The following is a 22,495-nucleotide window of genomic DNA, read 5'->3' as shown; positions in this document are numbered from 1 at the left end:
ACTCCCATTCGGGTTTAGGTCTTCGGGTTTTACCCATTGTCGCGTTTTGAAAATCATACGTAAATTATTTTACTGAATATACACATTCTAATTTAAATATGAATAAGTCAGTATCATTTCATTATGCAGGGCTAATTTTTCATGTTTTATGTTTAAGTCTACTCAACGTAATGTTTAATGCACAAATAACTAAGCGGCATGCCCAAAAAATCACTTTCTAAAAGACAGGAACTGCATTCATTAAATAGTCCGACAACTAAAAAAGTGGTCGGACTACTTTTAAAAATAAATGCACGTGTACATTTACCCCTTAGTTAAACAACATTCAAATCTAAGTATAGAATTATTTAATACTGATTTATTTATTGAATTTCCTTCACCTCTATTGACTTCACCCACTTCACATGTCTTGGACCAGAAACGATATCTGAAGAACAAAAAACAATTATCTTACCTTCTTCTGTTAATGGCAAAGCATTCTCTTCAAACATTACATATATATTATTCCCAGCAGCTCCGTAATACAGTTCGTTATAGGAAAAAACAACAGTATATTGATCGCTCGCCGTAACAACAACAATAAACTTTCCACGATCTTTCTTACGATCAATAAGCACTGAGGCAGAATCAATAATATCTTTTAACAAAACTGCTTTAAATGTTTTCAGCACTTTTTTATGTTCACCCGAGCTACATGTAATCGTAGCACCTTTTCCGCTAATTACCTTCATTCCTTTAAGTGCCTCAACGGTTAATACCATCGAATTTTTGATCTTACCCGATACGATTACAGACTCTGTAACATAATTAGTATCACTTACTGTTTGTGCCTGACTCACATGGTGTGTGATTAACAAAATGAGTGCAATGAATATTAATTTTATACGTTTCATGGTTTATTTTTTATATATGAATTTATTATAATTATTATTTTATTAAAACCTATTAGATCTTTTCATCCTTAAATGCTTTCAGTGATAAAATAATCAAAACACGTTTAACACAACTTTATAAGTCATTTCAAAAGTATTAAATTTTAGGATATATCTTTTAGAAAGAACGATAAGCAAGTGTTACAAAATAATTTCGTCCTTGTTCGGGATACCCCTCCGACAAACTATAATTTTTATCAAGAATATTATTGACACCTCCTTCAACAGCAAAATATTTCAATACCTTAACGGATCCTTTTGCGTTCAGCAACATAAACCCAGCTGTAGAGGTACCGTAACTTGTGCTATATCGTTTGCTATTGTATTCAACACTTCCAACAAGATAACTACCCTTCATTGGACTGTATTGCAAATAAGAAAACACTTTATGATTTGGTACATCTGTAAACTTCAATTCAGAATTTGAACTGTTTTTCCGTTCAATAAACGTATAGTTACAACCGTATTGAAGTGTTCTATGAATGGCATATTCTGCACTAGCCTCTACACCAGAAAACTCAGCAATTCCCGTATTTTGCATTTGCGATTTTCCGGGTTCAACATTGTTCACTGTTTGAATGGTATTTGTTAATTTACTATAGAAAACACTTCCGTCAATTTTCAATTTATAAAAAAACACATCTGAGTAGGTAAGGTCTAAGTTCATTGAACGTTCTGCATTCAAATCAGGATTGGGTATAGCCGTTCCTAACTTATAAGAATAACGATCTTTCATGGTTGCAAAACGTGTTTTACTTGATGCAGTTGCCCGAAGTATGCGAGTGCTTGTAAATGAATATACCGTCCCTAATTGCACATTCCACGCATTGTTATTATTTGAAGCATAGTTAAATATTTCCTTCGTAGTGGAATTGTACCCCTCAGCACCGGCACTATTTCTAATGTTATAACTTACACCTGGAATAATCTGCAGGCGTATAAATGGTTTATACACATCTTCTAAACCTACAGATATCGTATTGTCTTCCATCGTTCGTTGTGGCTCTCCTACATTATATTCTCGGTGTCTGTCATGTTTATAATGCGTCGCAAATTTCAAGGTGTTTTTTTTGATATTTTTTGTTCCATACTCAAAAGATGCACCATACGAATCATCATTGTATATACTCTGAAATGCATACGGTTTGGTAATTTTTGAGTAGGAATCATCGTTATAACTATTCAATTCATTTTTAAAAATATCGTAATATACACGCATTTTTATGTAATTATTGGAATCAATCGTTGTGTTTGATAACACGTAAAAACTTTCTTTATTCCAATAGGGCCATTGCCAATAGCGTGGTTTAGCATACAGCGAATTTTTAGTATCTGTTCCTGAATATACGGGAGTACCTTTCTCTCCTTGCTGATTTACATAATTAAAAACATATTCTTGTTTTTTTGTTGGAGTAAAACCAATGCGGAAAGAATACTTTGTATCCTTGCTATATGAATTATCTCTTCTGCCACCATTCTCATGAGCGGTAGAATCAAAGTCATGTGAAAGATTGTAATAGTTTTTATTTAATTGTGAAAAGCCTGCTTGAAAATAAAATTTACCAAGCTTTGAACCTACATTTAAATTGGTTCTATAGCCACCTGTTAGGTAACCGGTAGCACCTGAAAATTCAAATTTCTTTGAAGGCTTTCTTGAAATTAAATTTATAGCTCCTCCGATAGTATTTGGGCCATATAACATAGATGCAAATCCTTTGGATACATTTATTTCTGCTAAATCAAACGTTGTAAATCGAGCTAAATCCACATAACCATCATAGGATATATAAACAGGAACACCGTCTATAAAAACCGGAACCTGCCTAGAATCAAAGCCTCTAATAAAAAGGGTAGATTCATTACGTGCGCCAAAATTTGATAAGGTAACTCCTGGAAGGATATTTAAGGCATGAGAAACATCCGTTCGATTAAATACTTCCATACGCTTGGAACCTATCGCATTGGTTGAATCCTTTGCTTGTCCGTAAATTGTGATCTCTTGTAAATCCACCAAGCTATCCGAAAGGAATTCACTCCCACTTTGTGCAAGGGCTGTGCTTACAGAAGCGATCAACCCGAAAACACCCATCCATTTTAATAATCGTTTTTTCATAATTCCCAAATAAGCTATAGTTTAAATCATTCGCTATTCATTTATAAGCATAACGGATGTCAAAAAAAATCAGATCCCTAATTTATCTGATTCCATTTTAACAAATACAGCAAATGCCGCTTCTGCATTTTCAAACGCTTCAATGCATGTTACCCCGTAATCGGTTACTGTAGCTCCGCCCCCTCCTTTACCACCAATAACCGATAATACTAAAGGTTCTTTACCTTTTGAATTCATAGATTCAATCAAATGCCATGCTTGACGATAAGCCATTTTCATAGACTTTGCAGCTTTAGTAATGGATCCTTCTTTGATGATACTTTTTAATAGTTCAATTCTACCTGCTCCTAGAAATGGACCATCATCCGAATCAATCCAAATTCTACCTCGAATGATAAACTTTTTTTCAGATTTTGGCATAATAAGTACATATTAAATAAGTAAATATACGTACAATACTAAGTATTTATATTTAATTAAAAAACTAATTATAAATAAACTGACAATATTTTTGTCAAGTCTTTAATAATTATTTATACAAGATTAAAAAATATAAAACACGACACCAAGGATTAAAACAGGTATAAAAGGTGAGAGTAATCAGTTAATTAACTAATAAACTAAAGTATATATCAAAAAATGAATCCGTTTTAAAATCAAGGTATGCCAATTTTTTCTTGAATCAAGGTATTAAGATATGCTTGTCCATTTTGCCCAACATCTTTAGTAACTAGTATCCGTTCCACTTTTGTATGAATATACAATTCATAATTGGGATGATTGATGGTGGTATTGCCTGTTTTGGAACTTGCGTATGTAGAACCAGGTATTGTAACTCTTTCCGTGCGAACAATATCTTTATATTTTACATGACACGTTTCTCTTTTATACATCCCTTCCAGTACGATGAAAGTATCTTTCGTGAAAATGAATTGTGATCGATCTTTATAATGATACACACACCAATAAATCACTACGAGTAAAAGAATACCTGTTAAAATAAAAACAACATTTAAATAGAATGCTAATAGCACCGTTGCAATGAATAATGGGATAGCTACCACAATAATTAAAAAAGATAAAAAATTGCCATCATAGTTATCTAAGGTAACTTGTACGCTTTTATCTGGAAGAACAAACACACTAAAATCTTTCGGAATTCTCATAGGCGATCCGTTACTATTTTTCACAAAGTTACTAAACAATGTGTATTGATTATACGGTAAAAAAACAGTTGCGTACATGCAGTTAAATAGAGTACCTATTCATTTCAAGACATTAAAAAAGGTCAACGAATAATTCCGTTGACCTTTTTTTAAATATTATTATGTGAATTATTTTATTAATTCAGCATCTTTAATACCTGCAAAGGTTGGTTTTGCAACCCAATTACCTTTCGTATCAATCACACCCCATAAGGTTCCTTGCTTTGCAGCTGCATAGCCATTTTTAAATTCTCTAACACCATCAAATTGAGCCGCAATTACCCATTCTCCTTTGGTATTATAAAAGCCAAACTTTTCCCCTTTTTTTCCTTTAGCCAAACCACCAGAAAAATCACCCCAAGTCTCTGTGTCAACAACTGCTGTTTTATTACCCGCAACATCAATATAAAACCAAGTCTCTACTTCTTTTACACGTGCAACTTTAGATGTAGGGTCGAAATCACCTACTCCAGCATAAATCGGTTTTATAGCCCATTCGCCTTTTGTATTAATATAACCCGCTTTACCATCTGCAGTTTTAGCCCATGCTAAACCACCGAAAAAATATCCAACGCTATTAAATTGAGAAGCGATAGCAATCTCTCCTTTAGGGTTTACAAAACCATATTTTTTATCCGCAGTACGAACGGGAGCAAAACCTTCTGAGAAGTGTTTAATTTCTAAAACACCTGCCGTTGTAACAGCTGTTTCAGTTCCTTTAGTATCTAGAATGAAATAATTAGTGCCTATTTTTGCTACGGCATAACCACCATTAAATTCCGTAACTAAATCGTACTTTAGTGGAATAGCTATTTTACCAGTTCCGTCTAAAAAACCAAACTTTTTAGATGGTGTTGTTATAGCTAATAAGCCATTTTCATATCCCTTCACATTAAATCCGAATGCTGCTTTCAATACGGTGAATCCGCTAACCTCTGAAGGAACAACGACACCTTTCGCATTAATAATGGATGTCACTTTATCTTTTACAACAACTGCCAATCCATTTTCACCAAATGGGTCGCAATGCTCGTATTGTGCAGGAATAACCATTTCACCTTTTACATTTGAATAGCCCCATTTACCACTTGCATCTTTTACTTGAATCAAATAAGATTGCGCAAGGCTTGAAAGTGATAATAGAACACTAGAAAAAACCAATAAAATAGATCTCTTTTTCATAACATCATAAAACTAAATTGAAACATATATTAATTAAGACTGACATTAGTCCTACCTTGCCAAGTTTGTACGTTGGAGCAATTTTTTATCAAATAGTTGGTCGAAAAGACACAACCACTGCAAGCTTCAGTCGCAATTCAAATTACACTGAATAATTTTAATTTATAAAATAACAAAGTAGAATTCGTTATAATATTAATAACTTTTTGCTCCCATTATTTTTTTAAATTCCAACAGTGCTGTATTTCCGTCTAGTAGCATTAAGGTAGATTGATCTTTAATAAAAATCATATTTGCTTTGTTTAAACGCTCTACATAAACGGCTTCGCCATTCCCTTGACAAGCCATTTTGGTCATAGCCATTCCATTACCAAAAGAAAGTGCTCTGCCATCAAGAGCGTATGACCCAGTATAGGTATTGCAACTTGTTGAGCCTGAAACTTGTTTTGGACGCGCATCAAATACAATAGTTGGTTTCTGTCCAGGAAATAAATCTTTAAACGGAAGTGTTTCACTTACGATAGAAACCAATTCCCAAGTTCCTTCTAAATCCATTTCTTCTGCAGAAGTATTGGATGAAACAGGAGCTGAAGATGGTTCAACACTTTTTGCACTCGAAGAACTTGTAGTTTTAGAACAATTGCACGATGCTAAAACCATTACTAAAAGTGCGGATAACAAGATTACTTTTTTCATAAAATTAAAACGTTTAGGGTACTATATTATTTACTTTCCTTTAAAACCATATCAATAGTTATGGCACAGGACACTATGATTTGTTTATACTCAATAGTTAATTCGAAAGCCGGATCAAGTACAACATTATACTTATCGGCAGTAGTGAATATTTCTTTCATTGCACCAGCCCACTTTTTACTGATCTTTCCTATTGGGTTCTTTGTAGCATTATTGATATCAAAATTCCATGCTTTCCAGTCTCCTGTAATGGTTGCAATTACCTGTTCTGAAGCATTTAAAATTTGAAATTCTGGCTTGAAAAATTTAAACTTTTGTTTTACATAGCCGATTGTTACACCACTAGCATCTTTCACATCAATTTTTGACATAAAAAGTGTCCACCCACGTTGAATCGTTGTCAATACATTGCCATTCAAACTTTGAACAACTAAGGTGTATGGGAGCATCTTTTTATTCACCAATAAACGAAGCATTTTTTCTCCTATTGATAAGCGCTGAGTAATGGCACCTATATGCTCGCCAGTTTCTCCATAAATATTATATGCATTTTCAAATTTGAAGATATTTACTTTTTCATCAATAAAAAAACTATTGGATTGAAAAAATGCTACAACATCTTGGTTTACTGTATTAGTTGTTTCTGACATAATGTTTAAGTTAACGAATTTTTATTGTAATTTATAATGAAGGATACTACTTATATTTTCTCTCATGAAAAATTTCAATCGCGTATATTTTTATAAAAATTCTACACGACCTCCGTTTAGGTTAAATTTCACACCCAACAAGAATGCTATCAAATCCCGATCCATGCAGCACCAATAACACCAGCACTATCGCCTGTTTTATGTTGCACAATTGGCGTATCCAATTCATGACCAAAAATATAGTTATTTACTTGTTCTACACCCAAAGAGTATAGTAGCGGATAATTTGACAAGCCGCCCCCAATAACTATTATATCTGGATCGAGAATAGAAATAATATTAGACAGTGCACGACCAAATTGTTCAAAAAACATGGATTTCACTGTTACGGCCTCTGCCGTTTCAGCATCTAAAATATGTTTGGTTGGGAGGCGTTTTCCCGTGAGATCAAAATATCTATTTGAAATGCCAGTACCCGAAATATAGGTTTCTACACAACCTCTTTTACCACAATAACACAGAGGTCCATTGGAATCAATGGTCATATGCCCCCACTCGCCACCCAATGATTGCAATCCTTTGAGCAATGTATTATTGAATACAATACCACCACCACACCCTGTGCCCATAATCACTCCAAATACATTTGCATACCCCTTCCCTGCGCCTACAGATGCTTCAGCCATTGCGAAACAATTTGCATCATTCTCTATCGCAACAGGTCTATTAATCATACGTTCAAGATCTTTTAACACAGGTTTTTCATTTAAACACAGCGTATTTGAGTTTTTCATCAAACCTGTTTTGTGAGAGATGGAGCCTGGTGTTCCAATTCCGAAAGTATGCTCCTTACCCATAATAAAAGTAACAGCATTGGAATAACACTCTGCTAGGGTTGTGACAATCGCTTTATACCCTCTTTCCTGCAGCGTTAATACTCGGTTTCGATATATTTCTTTCCCTTCCGAATCCAAAATAATCGTTTCTATTTTTGTACCACCTAAATCTATTCCTATTTTAAACATTTTTTTAAGCTTAAAGCTAAAAGCCTAAGGCAAAAAGCTTATTACAATTTTGGTTGAAAAATTTAAATACAAGGTAATGGAATTTTTATCTTTTTTAAATATTGAAATATGTTTTTTGAAATAGATTTGATATTTATTTATAGAATGTATGCTTTATAATCACCATCTAACATAGCTGTTAATTTGAGCTTATTCCATTCACATTTTTAATCTGCATTATTTGCAGAAACACTTATTTATTTGATTTCTATCATATGATAAAAAAAACAAGCTAACCCAACAACTAAACAACTGTTTACCTGATATTTAAACAATTCAACCATACTTAATTACGGGTAAAAATTTCCCATCTTCATAGCGGTTAAACCAACTAAATGTATTAATTTTGCTCCTGCTTTAAAAAATAGTAAACATACACATGACAACAAGTACGAACACTCAAACGCTTTCAACGGTTGTAAATTCTTTAGCGGAATCAGAAACCTTAGCGATGACAAAAAAAGCAAGAGAATTAGCTTCTCAAGGCAATAAGGTAATCAGCTTAAGTGTTGGTGAGCCAGACTTCAAGACGCCTCAACATGTTATGGATGCTGCAAAGAAAGCTATTGACGAAGGGTATCATTCTTATAGCCCTGTTGCTGGTTTTGCAGATTTACGTGCTGCAATTGCTGAAAAATTAGTTAAAGAAAATAACATTCAGGTAACGGCTGAAAACATTGTAGTATCTACAGGTGCAAAACAATCATTGGCAAACGTTATTCAAGCAGTAGTAGATAAAGGACAAGAAGTAATTATTCTTGCACCGTACTGGGTTAGTTATTCTGAAATGGTAAAATTAGCAGAAGGGAAATCTGTAATTTTAACGGGTACAATTGAAAACGATTTTAAAGTAACTGCTGCTGAAATTGAAAAAGCAATTACTCCTAAAACACGTGCCATTATGTATTCTTCTCCATGCAATCCTTCTGGTTCTGTATTTTCAGAAACAGAATTACGTGCTATTGGCGAATTATTAAAGAAAAACCCACAGATCATTGCAATTGCAGATGAGATCTATGAATACATAAACTTCGAAGGTAAAAACTTTAGTCTTGGTTCTATTAACGAAATCAAAGATCAAGTTGTTACTGTAAATGGTTTCTCTAAAGGGTTTGCAATGACTGGATGGAGATTGGGCTACATTGCTGCGGCTAAATACATTGCTGCTGCAACTGAAAAACTTCAAGGACAAGTTACTTCTGGAACATGTTCTATCACGCAACGTGCTGGATTGGCTGCATTACAAGGCGATCTTTCTGCACCAATGAAAATGAAAGAAGCGTATTTAAGAAGACGCGACTTGATTATTGGTTTATTGAAAGAAGTACCAGGCTTGAAAATCAACAAACCTGCAGGTGCTTTTTACATCTTCCCAGATGTAAGTGCGTACTTAGGTAAATCTGTAAACGGAAACGTAATCCATACGTCTAGCGAATTATCTATGTTTATCTTAAACGATGTATTTGTATCTACAGTAGGTGGCGATTCATTTGGTTCTCCAAATAACATTCGTATTTCATTTGCTGCATCGGATGAAAACATCGTTGAAGCAATCAAACGTATTAAAGAATGCTTAGCAAAACTAAAGTAATTGAATATCATACAGCGGAAGACCTATTCAAGGTCTTCCGTACTTTTAATGTATTAATCATCGGTGATGTGATGATTGATTCGTATTTATGGGGAAAAGTAGATCGCATCTCTCCTGAGGCACCTGTACCTATTCTTCAAGTTGAAAAAAGAGAAATCAGACCAGGCGGTGCAGCAAACGTTGCATTGAATATAAAATCATTAGGTGCTACGCCTCTTTTGTGTGGTCTAGTTGGTGACGACGCAGACGGAACAAACTTCCTTAAAATATTACAAGATAACAATCTACCCACAGAAGGAATTGTATCTAGTAAGGATCGCGTAACTACAATAAAACATCGCATCATTTCAAATGCGCATCACATGTTGCGTGTAGATCAAGAAGATGATAAAGTAACAAACTCGAATGAATTAAATGCATTAAAGACTCGCATTGATTCGCTTTTAGAAAAGGCCCACGTGATCATTTTTGAAGATTACGACAAAGGAGTTTTAAGCGAAGAATTAATTAAATACGTAACAGACAAAGCAAACACAAAAGGAATCCCTACGGTAGTAGATCCCAAGAAGCGTAACTTTTTACAATACAAAAACTGTAGCTTATTTAAGCCAAACAGAAAAGAATTAAAAGAAGGTGTTAAAACAGATTCGAATTTAAACGACAGCAAACAACTGGAACAAACCGTTGAAGAATTGATGCGTCTATTAACATGCGACAGTGTTTTAATTACCTTATCCGAAAAAGGTGTTTATTGGACCAATAAATCAGAGCATTTACATATACCTGCACACCACAGAGAAATTGCAGATGTATCTGGCGCTGGCGATACCGTAATTAGTGTAGCTGCACTTTGTGCCGCAGCATATACGAAGCCATCTATATTAGCAGCATTATCTAATCTCTCTGGGGGCTTAGTATGCGAACAAGTTGGTGTTGTACCTATCGATCAAAAACTATTGCAAACGGAAGCGGAAAAGTTGGGGATTGTGAGTTGATCTAATGTGCTTCAGATAAAAAAAAGGTCTAGATTCAGTTATTGAATTTAGACCTTTTTTTTATCGAACTATTCTTTGTAAGGATGCTTATATTTTTAATTTGACCTGTCTACTTCGGGAACGCTTGTATTTATTTGTGTATCGACCAATACACTAAAAAATTACTTAATACAACACACTAATATTCATCCGATCCTTCCCACCATTCATCACTCCGATATAATATCCTGGTTGCACTAAGCCACTATTTCCTGAACCATCCCATTCAAAGGGCAAACTAGCACGTTTAACCTCTTTACCATATTTATCATAGATGATTACTGTGCCTTTACCAGGGAAGAAATACGTATCCATATCGCCATCATTATTTGGTGTCATAAATGCTTCATTGCAATCTACCTGAGGCATTTTAAGGTGTGTGTTATAATCCAGCATACAAGTCGATGTAAAATCAACATGCAAGGCATATGCAGTATCGCTTAATCCTATAAATTTATTTAAACTAGAATACTCCATTGTACCAAACGACGTACTTGTTAAAATATAGCTTGTCTGCGGAGCAACGTAACCTTGAACCATTACTTCAATCTTACCCGAGTTGCCGCAGTCTTTTTTATCTGATGTATAGGTAACATTTCCAGAAGTTGGACATGGGTTAAAGCGCACTAAAAAAGTATCTGTAACAAGTACTAAAGATGTTAAAGAGGGGTGTGTAATTTTGGCGTATATATATCGGTTTGTTATACCTACACCACTTGGCTGTGTTATTGTAACTGCATCTTTAAAGCTACTACCGATACTAGTAATACCTTCATACCAGGTATAGGTTTCATTTAATACAATATTGTCAACATATGAATGTATTATTACAGATTCATTATAATAGGCATCAATCGTGTCGCCAGCCTGAGGCAACATTGGTACATATGTATATATATTTGAAGCAGTTAATATACCCGCGTATGGACCTAAATCTTGGATAGTAAAATAATTATTGTACAATTTAACACTGGTAAAACTAGCCGACCCAATAATATTTTTAGGTATTACGGTCAATAAATTATTATCAAGTGCCAAAATAGAAAGCTGTGTATTTTTAGATATATCTGGAAAAACGGTCAATTTATTTCTACCCGCATTTAAGCGCGTTAGATTTACTAGGTTCGTTAATGAAGGCAACGTTGTTAGTTGATTCGACCAACAAACCAATTCCTGCAAGTTCACATTTAAGGATAGATCAGGAAGTACGGTAAGTTGATTTTCGCCAATATCTAATTTTAATAGAGATGGCACATCCGACAAGCTTGTTATCGATGATATACTGTTCTTTGAAATAATAATTTCTTCGATGATGGGATTATTTCCAAATAGAGGCATTTGTGTTAAATCATTATCATATAACAAAACCGTTTTCAAATTCACCATCCCCCTAAAATCAGGTGTTATAGAAATTTGATTCCCATATATATGTAATGTTTGCAATGCAGTCATTGGCAATAAAGATGGCAATGAAACAATATTATTGTTAATAGCACTAACTTTTGTTACTTGAGAAAAATATTGTATACCTTCTAAATTTACAATACCTAAACTACCACAAGAAATATTACCCGTAACCTGCGCGGCACTGCTAATAATAAGCTTATCCGATGCATTTATTGTTAAAGGATAATTTAATTTTAAGAAACTCAAAAATGCTGGATCTGGAATAGAAACAGTTTGCCCATACCCTATAATGGATAAAAGAATAAATACGATATGGAAGAATAACTTTTTCATTTATTGAACAATTGTAACAGAACCTTTTTTAACCATCCCGTTTGCATATTTAATTACAAAGATATAATATCCTGGTAGAATTTGGTTGTTATTGCCCATACCCGACCATTTATAAACAGTAGTTGCGGGTATATTTTGTTGAAAATACAATGCACCGCCTTTATCATATATCACCAACTGACCAGTAGAAGATTCTGGTTCGATATTCCATACTTCATCGCCATAAAATGGATTAAAGGAATAATCTCTTGGACATTCCTTTTCATCTATAACAATATCAGAATAGGTATGTGTACATCCTTGTGCGTCGGTTATTTTGGCATTATAGATACCTTTTGATATATCACCATTGCTAATAGCTTCGTTCGTACTTGAAGACAAAGAAATGGAATATGGTTTTGTACCTCCTTTAATCGATTGAACAAGAATAATTCCACTGGCTTTATCGCTACAACTTGGTGTTGTCTTTATAGTTGCCAAAATAGCAACCTGGTCGCAGGGGCTTATAATACTCGTAGCCACAACTTTTGATTTATTCTCTATTATTTGTACTGGTTTGATTACTTGTTGTTTATTAACAGTAACTGTTGAAGAATCCGTTTTCGAGCTGCTTTTTTCCTCCAAACCCAACTGTTTCTCTATCACCTGAATTTGATGTTTATGAAATCCAGTGTTTTGTTCAGAACTTGCATCATACGATTGCGATTTATCAGCAATCACTTTTGTTGTGTTGTTGCCAATTTCATTTTTTGCATTATTAGAATGCTCCGTATGTATTTTTTCCGAAATTGATATGCGTTCGGTCGCTGATTTTGTTTCTTTTATAATAGCAATCGATTCGTCCTTTTGATTCAACAATATCACAGATGCACCAATACCAATACTCACTACCGCAAGGGCAATAAAGCCCAATGGTTTATTACCAGATGTATTTGATCCTTTAGTTTTTTCTATTTGCAAAATATTTTTAACTGATAGCAAACGATTTTCAACAATTAGGGCATTAGCGATCTTATGTTTTTCCAATTCATCCTTCAAGGATTGATCAACAGAAATTTGCTTCTCAAATTTTTCAATTTCAGCAGGATTCAGTTCACCGTTTAAGTAAGCTTCAATAGTATCAAATCGTTCTTCTTGAATGCTCATTGTCTTTTTAATTGATTTATTAAAGATGGATTTTCATCAATCTGTTTTAGTAACTTTTCTTTACAACGTTTCAATTGCATTTTTACTGCACTTACAGATGCGAATTGCATGCGTAACATTATATCTTCTAATAATAGACTTGTATAGGTTGTAAACGTTAATAGCTCAATACATTTCTCACCAATGGGACTGAATAATTTCCTAATAATATTTTCATCTGGATTTGAAATTACTTCTTCCGAAAATTCTTCAAACACAGGAATATCTAAAGATTCAATGTTATCTGAAAATGAAATTTTCCGATCTCTTTTAGCTCGATTAATCCATTTATGGATACTTACTTTATATAAGTAGCCAAAAACTTTATACTTTTCATCAAACTTATTTTGCATTACCTGTTTGTAAAAAAGTAAGAGCGTGTCTTGGAATATATCTGATGCATCTTCTTTATTTCCCGAATTCCTCATAATAAATCGTTCAACAAGGGGGTATACCTTTTTATATAAAAGCGGCACAACCTCCTTATCTTTCCCTAATTTAATTAAGGCAACAATATTATTCTCTTTCTGACTGCCCACTCTAATTTAAAATACCATGTTAAAATAAATAAGTAACGAAATTTCAATAAATTAATATATTTTTGATTCATCTATACAGCAATCAATGAAATTATTTTACGTCAACTGTATTCTTTTTGCCCTTTTTCTGCAAAACATCCCTGTTTTAGGGCAGAATACTGCTGTTTATCCAGATCAATTTGGAGCGTATTTCAATAACATGTATTTGGTTTCTCCAGCTTATGTTCCGCTTGACACCAAAATGGATATCAACGTAGCTTATAAAACAGGAACTGGTGCGCTCAATAAAATTGCAACTTTTAATGTAGCCTTTACTCGTGTTTTAAATTATACTAAACCAAAAAACCATATAGCACGTGTTTATTTTTACAATCAAAAAGATGGTCCATACATTCATCGCACTAGAGCTTACGCAAACTATGCGTATAAAATAAAAATAGGGAAAGAAACTTTTCTTTCTTCTGGCATTGCATTTGGTTTTGCGCAAACAGCATTTACAGCCCCTTCTTCTTCAGGTAATGGAAACTCTCTAGCACCCGATGCAGCTTTAGGGGTATCACTGAACCATAAAAAAAATGAAGCGGGTATCTCTATCAATCAGCTATTGAATTCAACGATTAACCCAGTTATCGCCCCCATAAAATATGAGCGTTATATAAACAGCTACATTCAAAATACATTTACCGTTTCTCCCTTTGTAAGTATTAAATGCGGAGCACTTTGGCGCTACTTACCAAGCTATACAGACGATGTATCTTTTTTTGGAATGTTGCAATACAAAGATGTTATTTCCATTGGTAGTTCTTATAAATACAATAAAAGTTTAAGCTTTATTGTAACAACAAATATTCATATTGGAACGGAACGTATTTTTATATCCTTCGTTTACAATACTCCCTTTTTTACAAAACTTCCTGCCTGGACTGATTCTGTTGAACTTAATGGCGGGTATACATTTTATTGAAATTCTGTTCCTTCAGAATGGAGTACATCATCTCTTTTTTTCCTATACTAAAAATACCAATCATTGAATACACATTCCATTTATTTGATTTTCGAATGGATAAACACATATTTTTATCACATTAATATCAATTAAAATCCAATTAGTATTAATATGCGTATTAAATAAAAAAGCATTTGCAATACTTCCAAAAAATAAACGCTCGAATGAAAGTAACAAAAATCTCCTTGGTAATCTCTGCGATCTTTATAGGGTTCGCATCTTTTTCCCAAACGTTTAGTGCCTACATTGTTGTGGACCAATTTGGATACACTCCCAATGCAAACAAAGTAGCCGTAATTCGAGATCCTCAGACAGGATTCGATGCTGCTTCGTCGTTTACACCAAGCACAACATACAAACTTATAAATGCGGATAACAATCAGCCGGTATTTTCTGCTGTAATTACAGCATGGAAAAGTGGCGCTACAGATGTGAGTTCAGGTGATAAAGCATGGTGGTTCGACTTTTCAAGTTACACTACACCAGGTAGATATTATGTAAAGGATGGAACCTTAGCTGCACGTTCTGCGGAATTTGTAATTGCAGATACGGTATACAAAAGTGTTTTAAAAGCAGCCATGCGTATGTTATACTACCAACGCTCCAGCTTCGCTAAAGTAGCTCCTTACGCAGGTAATGGCTGGACAGATGCAGCTAGTCACATCAAACCTTTGCAAGATAAAAATGCTCGATTATATAGCAACTTAACCGCGGGAACAGAGAAAGATTTACACGGTGGCTGGTACGATGCTGGTGACTTAAATAAGTACACCGCATGGACAGCAAGCTATGTGATTACATTATTGACAGCATATCAAGAAAACCCAACTGTATTTACGGATGATTTTAATTTACCGGAATCTGGCAATGGCGTACCCGATATTTTAGATGAAGTGCAGTGGGGAATTGATCACTTGCTACGCATGCAACAAAGCAATGGATCGTGTTTGTCAGTGTTAAGTTCTGATGGTGGCAGCCCTCCATCTGCTGCAACTGGACAAAGTAAGTACGGACCAGCAACAACAAACGCCACCTTGAAATGTGCTGAAGCGTTTGCTTTCGCATCAAAAGTATATAAAAATTACAGTGCTATTAAATTTGGCACCTATGCTAGCAATTTACAAACGAAGGCAATTGCTGCTTGGGATTGGGCAGATGCAAATCCAAGTATAGTATTCAATAATAATTCAAAAGATGATAATACTCTAGGTGTTGCAGCAGGTAATCAAGAAACAGATGACTTAGGCAGAAAAACATCTAAATTAGGAGCGGCACTTTATCTATATGAATTAACTGGACAAGCAAAGTACCTCACATATTTTGAAACCAATTATGGAGATATGCCTTTGGTAGCTTGGACTAATTATGTGAGTCAATATTTTTTAGAATCACAGAGTCTGTTGTTGCATTACTTATCTTTAGCTGGTATTGATGCAACGATTGCAAATAAGATCCGAACAACAACAAAAAATGCAGTTAATACTACAGGTGATTTTGCAGCTGCGTTAACTAGTGAAACCGATCCGTATAGATCTTTTATAAAAGATTATAATTGGGGTTCGAACCAATACAAATCTCTATATGGAAATTTATTATGGGAACTTCAAGCAAATGATATTGATGTAGGTAACAACGAATTTTATTTAAATGCTTCTGAAGAATATTTACACTACATTCATGGTGTAAATCCACTACAGCTCGTATACCTAACAAACATGGGTAGCTACGGTGCAGAGAAAAGTGCAAATGAAATGTACCATACATGGTTTTGTGATGGTAGTGCAAAATGGGATCGTGTTGGTACTTCAACCTACGGCCCACCACCAGGATTTTTAATGGGAGGAGCAAATAACAGTTATGATTGGGATGACAATTGCAAATCTGCTACCCCCAACACACTTTGTGGATCAGCAGCACCAAGCCCACCCAAAGGTCAACCTCAACAAAAATCATATAAAGATTTCAATACAAGTTGGCCATTAAATTCTTGGCAAATAACAGAGACAAGTCTGGGGTATCAAACTGCTTATATACGATTGTTATCAAAATTTGTAACAAACGGAACCAACGTGCCAACAAGTACAAATACTGCACAAGCGTCGGTAGCTATATCCATTATGCCAAATCCAACACAAGATCGAGTAACCATCACCGTACCTGCTTCTGTGGCAAGCAACAATGATATCAAGATTGAGTTTTATTCTGTATTAGGAAATAATGTACTTACAAAAAACCTATCCAACGCTACATCCTTTTCAATTGCAGAATTACCAAATGGTGTATATGTAATCAAAGTAAGCCAAGATGGAATGTTGTTTACAGATCGATTGGTAAAAATGCAATAAAGTACAGAGTATGAAGTACTGAGTACAAAGAAATCAAGTTGTGTTTTAAATTACAAAAATGTCCCAGTCTTTGACTGGAACATTTTTGTACTCCGTACACTGTACTCCATACTTTATACTTCCTCCCCAAACGTCAACTCTTCAGGCTTCGGATACTGGACTAATCTAGAAAAGTCCGACTTCCAAAAATCTAAATCTAACAACTGGTTATTTTTATCAACTGTGAGCGAAAGTACTACAGGGATTTTATCTGCATCTGTATATTCTGCCTGAATTAGATCTCTGTCGAACAAATCGGCATTGGGATTATTTAAATTAATGCTTCCCATATGACTCCCTTCATACTCTTCAACGCTATCGGAGATATTATATGCATTATCCGTTACATTTAATTTTGACAACAGAAATTGAATAATTATTTTCTCTTCATCACGTAGTGCTCGTTTCTTATTCATACTTTTATTTTTTTCAAATCTTTATTCGTTAAGAATTTATAATTCAAGATTGATTGTAGCAGGTGATTGTTCAAAAGAGACGACTAGGCAGAAAGTTGATAATTCATAATTAGTATCACCCTTTCGTATACACATACAAACCAATTGTACACAAAACAATACCTATTAATTCTTGTAAAGATAATGCTTCCTTTAGAATTAAAAAGGCTAACAATGCCGTTACTACGGGAACGTAAGATAAAAAGACTGCCATCGTTTCGGAGCCCAACCGTTGAACTGCATAGGTAATTAACAACAGAGCTCCGATACTTACAATAATTCCTTGATAAATTACTTGAAGCAATACATCTGATAAAGGAGCATGTACAATTTGTGAGGATGTAGACAACCAAATTGGAATAAATAAAATTGCATTTATAATGGGAACAAAGGATACAACATCTTTCATACTATAGCCCCAACGTTTTATTGCAGCCATATACGTAGAAAATACACAGGCAGCACAAAGCATAAAGGCTACACCAAGTCCATTAAATTCGGCATTATTCGAAAAAAGATTCATCATGCAAAAATTTGCAAGCAATAAAAGTATAACAGAAAGGTATTTTAATGCACTGATTTTCCCTTTAAACCAAAAGTATGTAAATAGTAAGCCAAGTACAGGCAACATTCCATTTACCAAAACTCCTGCATTCGCAGCCTTAATCGTTTTTAAACCAAAAAATGAAAGCATGGTATATGGAAAACCACAACCTAACGCTATTAACAATACTTGATTCCACTTCACCGTTTTCCAATTGTATGTTAAACTAAATGGAAGGGTTATAAGTGCAGCAGTGCCAAATCGCAATAGTGTTATATCGTAGGGTGTTAATGCTGTTTGTACACCAAGTCGAGATAGTATAATCCAACCTGCCCAAATAACTACAGACAAACACGCTGCTCCATATGCGTAGATATTTTCATGTTTCATAAACCAAAGAAATGTAATTGGTGTGCAAAACTAGCCAACTCCATCATCAATGCAATACCAGCATGTACAATAATCCCTCCCATTAATGAATTGGTTCGTAGTGATAATATTCCTAATATGGTTCCCCCAAAAAATGAGCTCGCTGTTTCAATAACAGGTTTACCAAAATGAAAGGTACAATACACAGTGGCTACAGCCAATACACATTCAATACCCATATATTTATAAAGTGCATGTATCATAATTCCTCTAAATAGTAATTCGATATTTATAAAATCGAACAAATACATACTTTCATATAATGCTACTTGTTGAAAATGGGTTCCAGGTAATTGCTCTTTGAATTGAGACATATTATAAACGGGATATGCCGATTGGAAATCATCGGTGAATGATACCAAAACAATTAAAGGCATCATTATTCCGAACAACATAAATAGATAGGGTTTAAGATCTGATTTTTTAAAAGCCAAGCCATAAAAATTGTTGTTTTCTTTTTCTAAAAAAATATAATACAAAAGAATGGGAAGAAAATAGGTAACAAAACGTACACTTTGATTCAATACTTTTTTAATATAGTATTTTAATATTTCGTCCTGAATCCCATTTGCTAGTTCATGATGCCAATGAAATGCTTCATCAAAGGCCATGATAGCGGGAAAGAAACATATTAAAAATAGAAATCGTTTATTTTTAAACAATTCTTTCTTGTTAAACTGAATTGCATAAACTAGAACTGCATAGAACAAAGGGATTGCGTAATAAAAAAAACAAAGAATGAAAAAATACCATTCTTTGTTACATGTTTTTAAAATACCACTTTCAAAATTGAAATAGTAATTTAGTGCTGTAATGGGAATTAAAAAAAGCAACAAATTTATTAAATATGTTGCTTTCAACTCATACCGAATATAATTCGATAAAAGGGTAATTATTTTTTTCATTAAAAATTATGCTTTAACGCTAAATTCTTTTACAGCATCTATAAAACATTTCACTTTCGTTTTATCGGTATCTGGGTATACGCCATGTCCAAGATTTGCAATGTGTCTGCCCGTTCCAAATTCTGCTAACATTTGTTTTGTTTTTACTCTGATTTCATCTTCGGATAAATACAAAGCGCAGGGATCCATATTGCCTTGAAGCGTTTTATTCGCACCAATAATTCTTCTTGATTCAGCAATATCCATATTCCAATCCAAGCCTACAGTTTCACAAGGGAAGTTATTAAAGTCTTCTCGTACAAAGAATGCGCCTTTAGAAAATACAGTACGGGGCACTTGTGGAACTGCTTCGCAAATTTGTTTGATGTATTTCAAGGAGAACTCTCTGTATTGATCTGGAGGTAAAACCCCTGCCCAAGAATCAAATACTTGGTACATGGCTGCTCCCGCCTTAACTTGTCGTTTTAAATACTCGATGGTTGCTAAGGTGATTTTTTCTAACAAACGATGTGCTAACGCAGGTTCGGTATATAAAAAGCGTCGTGCTTTAGAAAACGTTTTGGAACCTTGCCCTTCAATCATATAGGCAAGAATTGTAAAAGGTGCACCAGCAAAACCAATCAATGGAACACGACCATTCAACTGTTTCACAGATATATCAATCGCATCATATACATACTGCAAATTATCTGCAGCGTCTGTAGCCAATAATTTTTCAATATCAGCAGCACACGTAATTACCTTTGGAAAAAAAGGCCCTTTGCTTTCAATCATTTCATAGGGCAAACCCATTGCTTCAGGAATAACCAATATATCTGAAAATATAATAGCGGCATCTACTCCTAAAATATCTACGGGTTGAATCGTCACTTCAGCGGCTAAGGCAGGCGTTGTACACAATTCAATAAAACCACTTAATTTTTCTCTAATTGCACGATATTCTGGTAAAATACGGCCTGCTTGTCGCATAAGCCAAACAGGAGTGCGTTCTGTGTACTCACCACGAGCAGCACGTAATATTAAATCATTTTGATAAGCCATAGTGCAAGTTACGAGTATGTAGGGCGAATTGCAACGGTTTTATGGCTATTCTGCCGTTTTTCATCACAATTGATCGTACATATACGAAATAAGAAAACAAGCAGATTTACGTATTGCTATTATTTGCTCTAATACTATTTATTGCGAGCAAAGAATACAATCAAAAGCTGAATCCTCTTTTCAATTGATTTTAACTTTAAAATCAGGCGGATCGACCAATTGAAAGGTTGCAGATGCGAACTTTACCTCGCCATTTGTAGCTTCAATCCGCTTAAGTATTTGAGTAAACAATGCTGTTTTTGTAGCTCTTCTTTTTTTATATCCAACCACAAAACGCAAGGTATATTCAACCCAATTGTCATTTGCGATTAAAGACACCATAGGTTCCGTTTGTGCTTCTTCTAATCGATATTTGTTTTGTAAATGCGACCATTCTTCTTTGGATTGAATGCTTAAATCTCCCGCTATCTCCTTTCCTACTTCTTCAAATATAGTTGTCGCTTTTTCATAATTACTTCCATATTGAATAGGAATTTTAATTTCATCCCATAGAAATGGAAAATCACCTGAATAATTAAATACAGGTTCTTTAAAAACAAAGCTATTCGCAATAAGTACAATACGTCCATTGTATAAATCACCATCAACCCACTGTCCTGTTTCCATAATGGTTGTTCTCAACACTCCAATATCCATAACATCGCCTTTGATTCCACCCAGCTGTACACGGTCGCCCGTTTTATAAAAGTTACCAAACATAATTGCCAACCAGCCAGCAAAAGATGCGATTACTTCTTGCAATGCGAATGCAATTCCTGCGCCTGCAACACCCAATGCAACCGTAACACCTCCAAGTTTATCACTAAAGACTAATACCAATAATATCAGGCTTAAAAAATACCCTAAAAAACTACTTAATTTTTTGGCTTTATAATGTTTGTCGTTGTCTTTAATCTTTGAGAATATTTTATTCTGAACAAGTTTTCGAATAAGCCAAATTGCAATTAACCCTATTATTATAATACCTAGTTTAATGATTGCTGTATTGGTTAACAATTTTCTAATTTCTTCTTCCATCAACTTATGAATTCTATTTATGTGTAAAAATATTTTAATGTATTGATGGTAAAAAAATATCGGCTCATTTAAACAAACGATTTTCTAATAACATCTAATTAAGATACCTCTTTTAACGCAGTTTAACAAGCTCAGAAAGAGTTGTTCATACTTTAAAAAATCAAAAAATATTACAATACACAGTAGTGCTATTTCATGTTGAATACATGTTCTTTATTGACATATATATAATTTTATTGACAAATGAATATTGGATGTATTCGTTATTGAACAAAGGTTTCTAGAAGTTCTCCCGTAGGTAAAAAATACAACAGCACCTTTCCTTTCCGAGAAGACAATTCAAATGCGTACACAAATGTATATTTAGGCGTATTGTGTTCTTCTAAATCTTCTATTTTCCATGATACATATTCTGACGTATTAAAACGTTCCCATACAAGAACAGGAATATCATTTCTGGACACATCACGTTCTGTTTTTACCCATATACCTTCTTTGGTAAAATCTGCTTCGTATTCTGAGCCTTTAATGATAAATTCCGCTTGATACACGTTGCGCTTCTTTTTCCATTCCCATTCATAGACATACACTTCGGGATATTTTTTTTTCACACTATCGCGAACGATTTTAGGGACTTCAGTTTCTTTCAACTGTTGAGAAAATGCATTCAGTTGAAAGAATATAATAGATAAAATAATAAGGAATAATTGTTTCAACATCATA

The 22,495-nt window shown here is 34.2% G+C and carries 21 protein-coding genes; 4 read left to right on the top strand and 17 right to left on the bottom strand.

The window, feature by feature from the left end:
* Positions 1-362 precede the first annotated feature (362 nt).
* The 8 genes from Q0543_RS01205 to Q0543_RS01170 form a co-directional block, all read right to left on the bottom strand.
* Positions 363-893, bottom strand: a complete 531-nt coding sequence (locus Q0543_RS01205; protein WP_299247920.1) for a hypothetical protein — start codon at positions 891-893, stop codon at positions 363-365.
* 157 nt (positions 894-1,050) lie between these two features.
* Positions 1,051-3,045, bottom strand: coding sequence for a TonB-dependent receptor plug domain-containing protein (locus Q0543_RS01200; RefSeq protein WP_299247914.1), 1,995 nt, complete (start codon positions 3,043-3,045; stop codon positions 1,051-1,053).
* A 69-nt stretch (positions 3,046-3,114) separates the two neighbouring features.
* Entirely contained in the window at positions 3,115-3,465 is a 351-nt protein-coding gene (locus Q0543_RS01195; protein WP_299247911.1) for a LysR family transcriptional regulator, read from the bottom strand.
* 236 nt (positions 3,466-3,701) lie between these two features.
* A complete protein-coding gene (locus tag Q0543_RS01190; RefSeq protein ID WP_299247908.1) occupies positions 3,702-4,211 on the bottom strand; it encodes a hypothetical protein in 510 nt (169 codons plus the stop codon).
* A gap of 168 nt (positions 4,212-4,379) precedes the next feature.
* Positions 4,380-5,432 (bottom strand): WG repeat-containing protein, encoded by a 1,053-nt coding sequence (locus Q0543_RS01185; protein WP_299247905.1) that lies wholly within the window; start codon positions 5,430-5,432, stop codon positions 4,380-4,382.
* 195 nt (positions 5,433-5,627) lie between these two features.
* Positions 5,628-6,128: an META domain-containing protein gene (locus tag Q0543_RS01180; RefSeq protein WP_299247902.1), complete on the bottom strand. Its 501-nt coding sequence runs from the start codon at positions 6,126-6,128 to the stop codon at positions 5,628-5,630.
* Between the two features lie 26 nt (positions 6,129-6,154).
* Positions 6,155-6,778 carry a phospholipid scramblase-related protein gene (locus Q0543_RS01175; RefSeq protein ID WP_299247899.1) on the bottom strand — a complete coding sequence of 208 codons (624 nt, stop codon included), beginning with the start codon at positions 6,776-6,778 and terminating at the stop codon, positions 6,155-6,157.
* A 149-nt stretch (positions 6,779-6,927) separates the two neighbouring features.
* Positions 6,928-7,803 carry an ROK family protein gene (locus tag Q0543_RS01170; RefSeq protein WP_299247897.1) on the bottom strand — a complete coding sequence of 292 codons (876 nt, stop codon included), beginning with the start codon at positions 7,801-7,803 and terminating at the stop codon, positions 6,928-6,930.
* Positions 7,804-8,221: 418 nt separating this feature from the next.
* Between Q0543_RS01170 and Q0543_RS01165 the strand changes: the two genes are divergently transcribed.
* A complete protein-coding gene (locus Q0543_RS01165) occupies positions 8,222-9,433 on the top strand; it encodes a pyridoxal phosphate-dependent aminotransferase (RefSeq protein WP_299247894.1) in 1,212 nt (403 codons plus the stop codon).
* Positions 9,412-10,428 (top strand): bifunctional ADP-heptose synthase, encoded by a 1,017-nt coding sequence (locus Q0543_RS01160; protein ID WP_299247891.1) that lies wholly within the window; start codon positions 9,412-9,414, stop codon positions 10,426-10,428. The genes Q0543_RS01165 and Q0543_RS01160 overlap by 22 nt, the downstream gene beginning before the upstream one ends.
* A 165-nt stretch (positions 10,429-10,593) precedes the next feature.
* On the opposite strand, the gene Q0543_RS01155 is transcribed toward Q0543_RS01160, so the two are convergent.
* From Q0543_RS01155 to Q0543_RS01145, 3 genes are read right to left on the bottom strand one after another with little or no spacing between them, the layout of a single operon-like run.
* The gene (locus tag Q0543_RS01155; RefSeq protein WP_299247889.1) at positions 10,594-12,207 is read right to left on the bottom strand and encodes a hypothetical protein; all 1,614 of its coding nucleotides are present in this window, start codon (positions 12,205-12,207) and stop codon (positions 10,594-10,596) included.
* The gene (locus Q0543_RS01150; RefSeq protein WP_299247886.1) at positions 12,208-13,353 is read right to left on the bottom strand and encodes a hypothetical protein; all 1,146 of its coding nucleotides are present in this window, start codon (positions 13,351-13,353) and stop codon (positions 12,208-12,210) included.
* A complete protein-coding gene (locus Q0543_RS01145) occupies positions 13,350-13,868 on the bottom strand; it encodes a sigma-70 family RNA polymerase sigma factor (protein ID WP_299247923.1) in 519 nt (172 codons plus the stop codon). The genes Q0543_RS01150 and Q0543_RS01145 overlap by 4 nt, the downstream gene beginning before the upstream one ends.
* A 148-nt stretch (positions 13,869-14,016) precedes the next feature.
* Between Q0543_RS01145 and Q0543_RS01140 the strand changes: the two genes are divergently transcribed.
* Both Q0543_RS01140 and Q0543_RS01135 read left to right on the top strand, forming a co-directional pair.
* Positions 14,017-14,895 (top strand): type IX secretion system membrane protein PorP/SprF, encoded by an 879-nt coding sequence (locus Q0543_RS01140; protein WP_299247883.1) that lies wholly within the window; start codon positions 14,017-14,019, stop codon positions 14,893-14,895.
* A gap of 206 nt (positions 14,896-15,101) precedes the next feature.
* A complete protein-coding gene (locus Q0543_RS01135; protein ID WP_299247880.1) occupies positions 15,102-17,282 on the top strand; it encodes a glycoside hydrolase family 9 protein in 2,181 nt (726 codons plus the stop codon).
* A gap of 113 nt (positions 17,283-17,395) precedes the next feature.
* Here the strand turns inward: Q0543_RS01135 and Q0543_RS01130 are convergent, their stop codons facing one another.
* From Q0543_RS01130 to Q0543_RS01105, 6 genes are all read right to left on the bottom strand, one after another.
* Positions 17,396-17,737 carry a hypothetical protein gene (locus Q0543_RS01130; RefSeq protein WP_299247878.1) on the bottom strand — a complete coding sequence of 114 codons (342 nt, stop codon included), beginning with the start codon at positions 17,735-17,737 and terminating at the stop codon, positions 17,396-17,398.
* Between the two features lie 115 nt (positions 17,738-17,852).
* Positions 17,853-18,710, bottom strand: a complete 858-nt coding sequence (locus Q0543_RS01125; protein WP_299247875.1) for a DMT family transporter — start codon at positions 18,708-18,710, stop codon at positions 17,853-17,855.
* On the bottom strand, positions 18,707-19,654 hold the full coding sequence (locus tag Q0543_RS01120; RefSeq protein ID WP_299247872.1) for a CPBP family intramembrane glutamic endopeptidase: 948 nt from the start codon (positions 19,652-19,654) through the stop codon (positions 18,707-18,709). Before Q0543_RS01120 ends, Q0543_RS01125 begins: the two co-directional genes overlap by 4 nt.
* Before the next feature lie 6 nt (positions 19,655-19,660).
* Positions 19,661-20,695 (bottom strand): uroporphyrinogen decarboxylase, encoded by a 1,035-nt coding sequence (hemE, locus tag Q0543_RS01115; RefSeq protein ID WP_299247869.1) that lies wholly within the window; start codon positions 20,693-20,695, stop codon positions 19,661-19,663.
* 180 nt (positions 20,696-20,875) lie between these two features.
* Positions 20,876-21,772 carry a mechanosensitive ion channel domain-containing protein gene (locus Q0543_RS01110; protein WP_299247866.1) on the bottom strand — a complete coding sequence of 299 codons (897 nt, stop codon included), beginning with the start codon at positions 21,770-21,772 and terminating at the stop codon, positions 20,876-20,878.
* Between the two features lie 263 nt (positions 21,773-22,035).
* Positions 22,036-22,494 carry a PepSY-like domain-containing protein gene (locus Q0543_RS01105; RefSeq protein WP_299247864.1) on the bottom strand — a complete coding sequence of 153 codons (459 nt, stop codon included), beginning with the start codon at positions 22,492-22,494 and terminating at the stop codon, positions 22,036-22,038.
* Position 22,495 lies beyond the last annotated feature (1 nt).

The sequence above is a fragment of the uncultured Cytophaga sp. genome (genome assembly GCF_937863595.1).
GTDB lineage: Bacteria > Bacteroidota > Bacteroidia > Cytophagales > Cytophagaceae > Cytophaga.
Note: the sequence above shows the minus strand (reverse complement) of the source record. Positions and strands in the feature narration are given on the sequence as shown.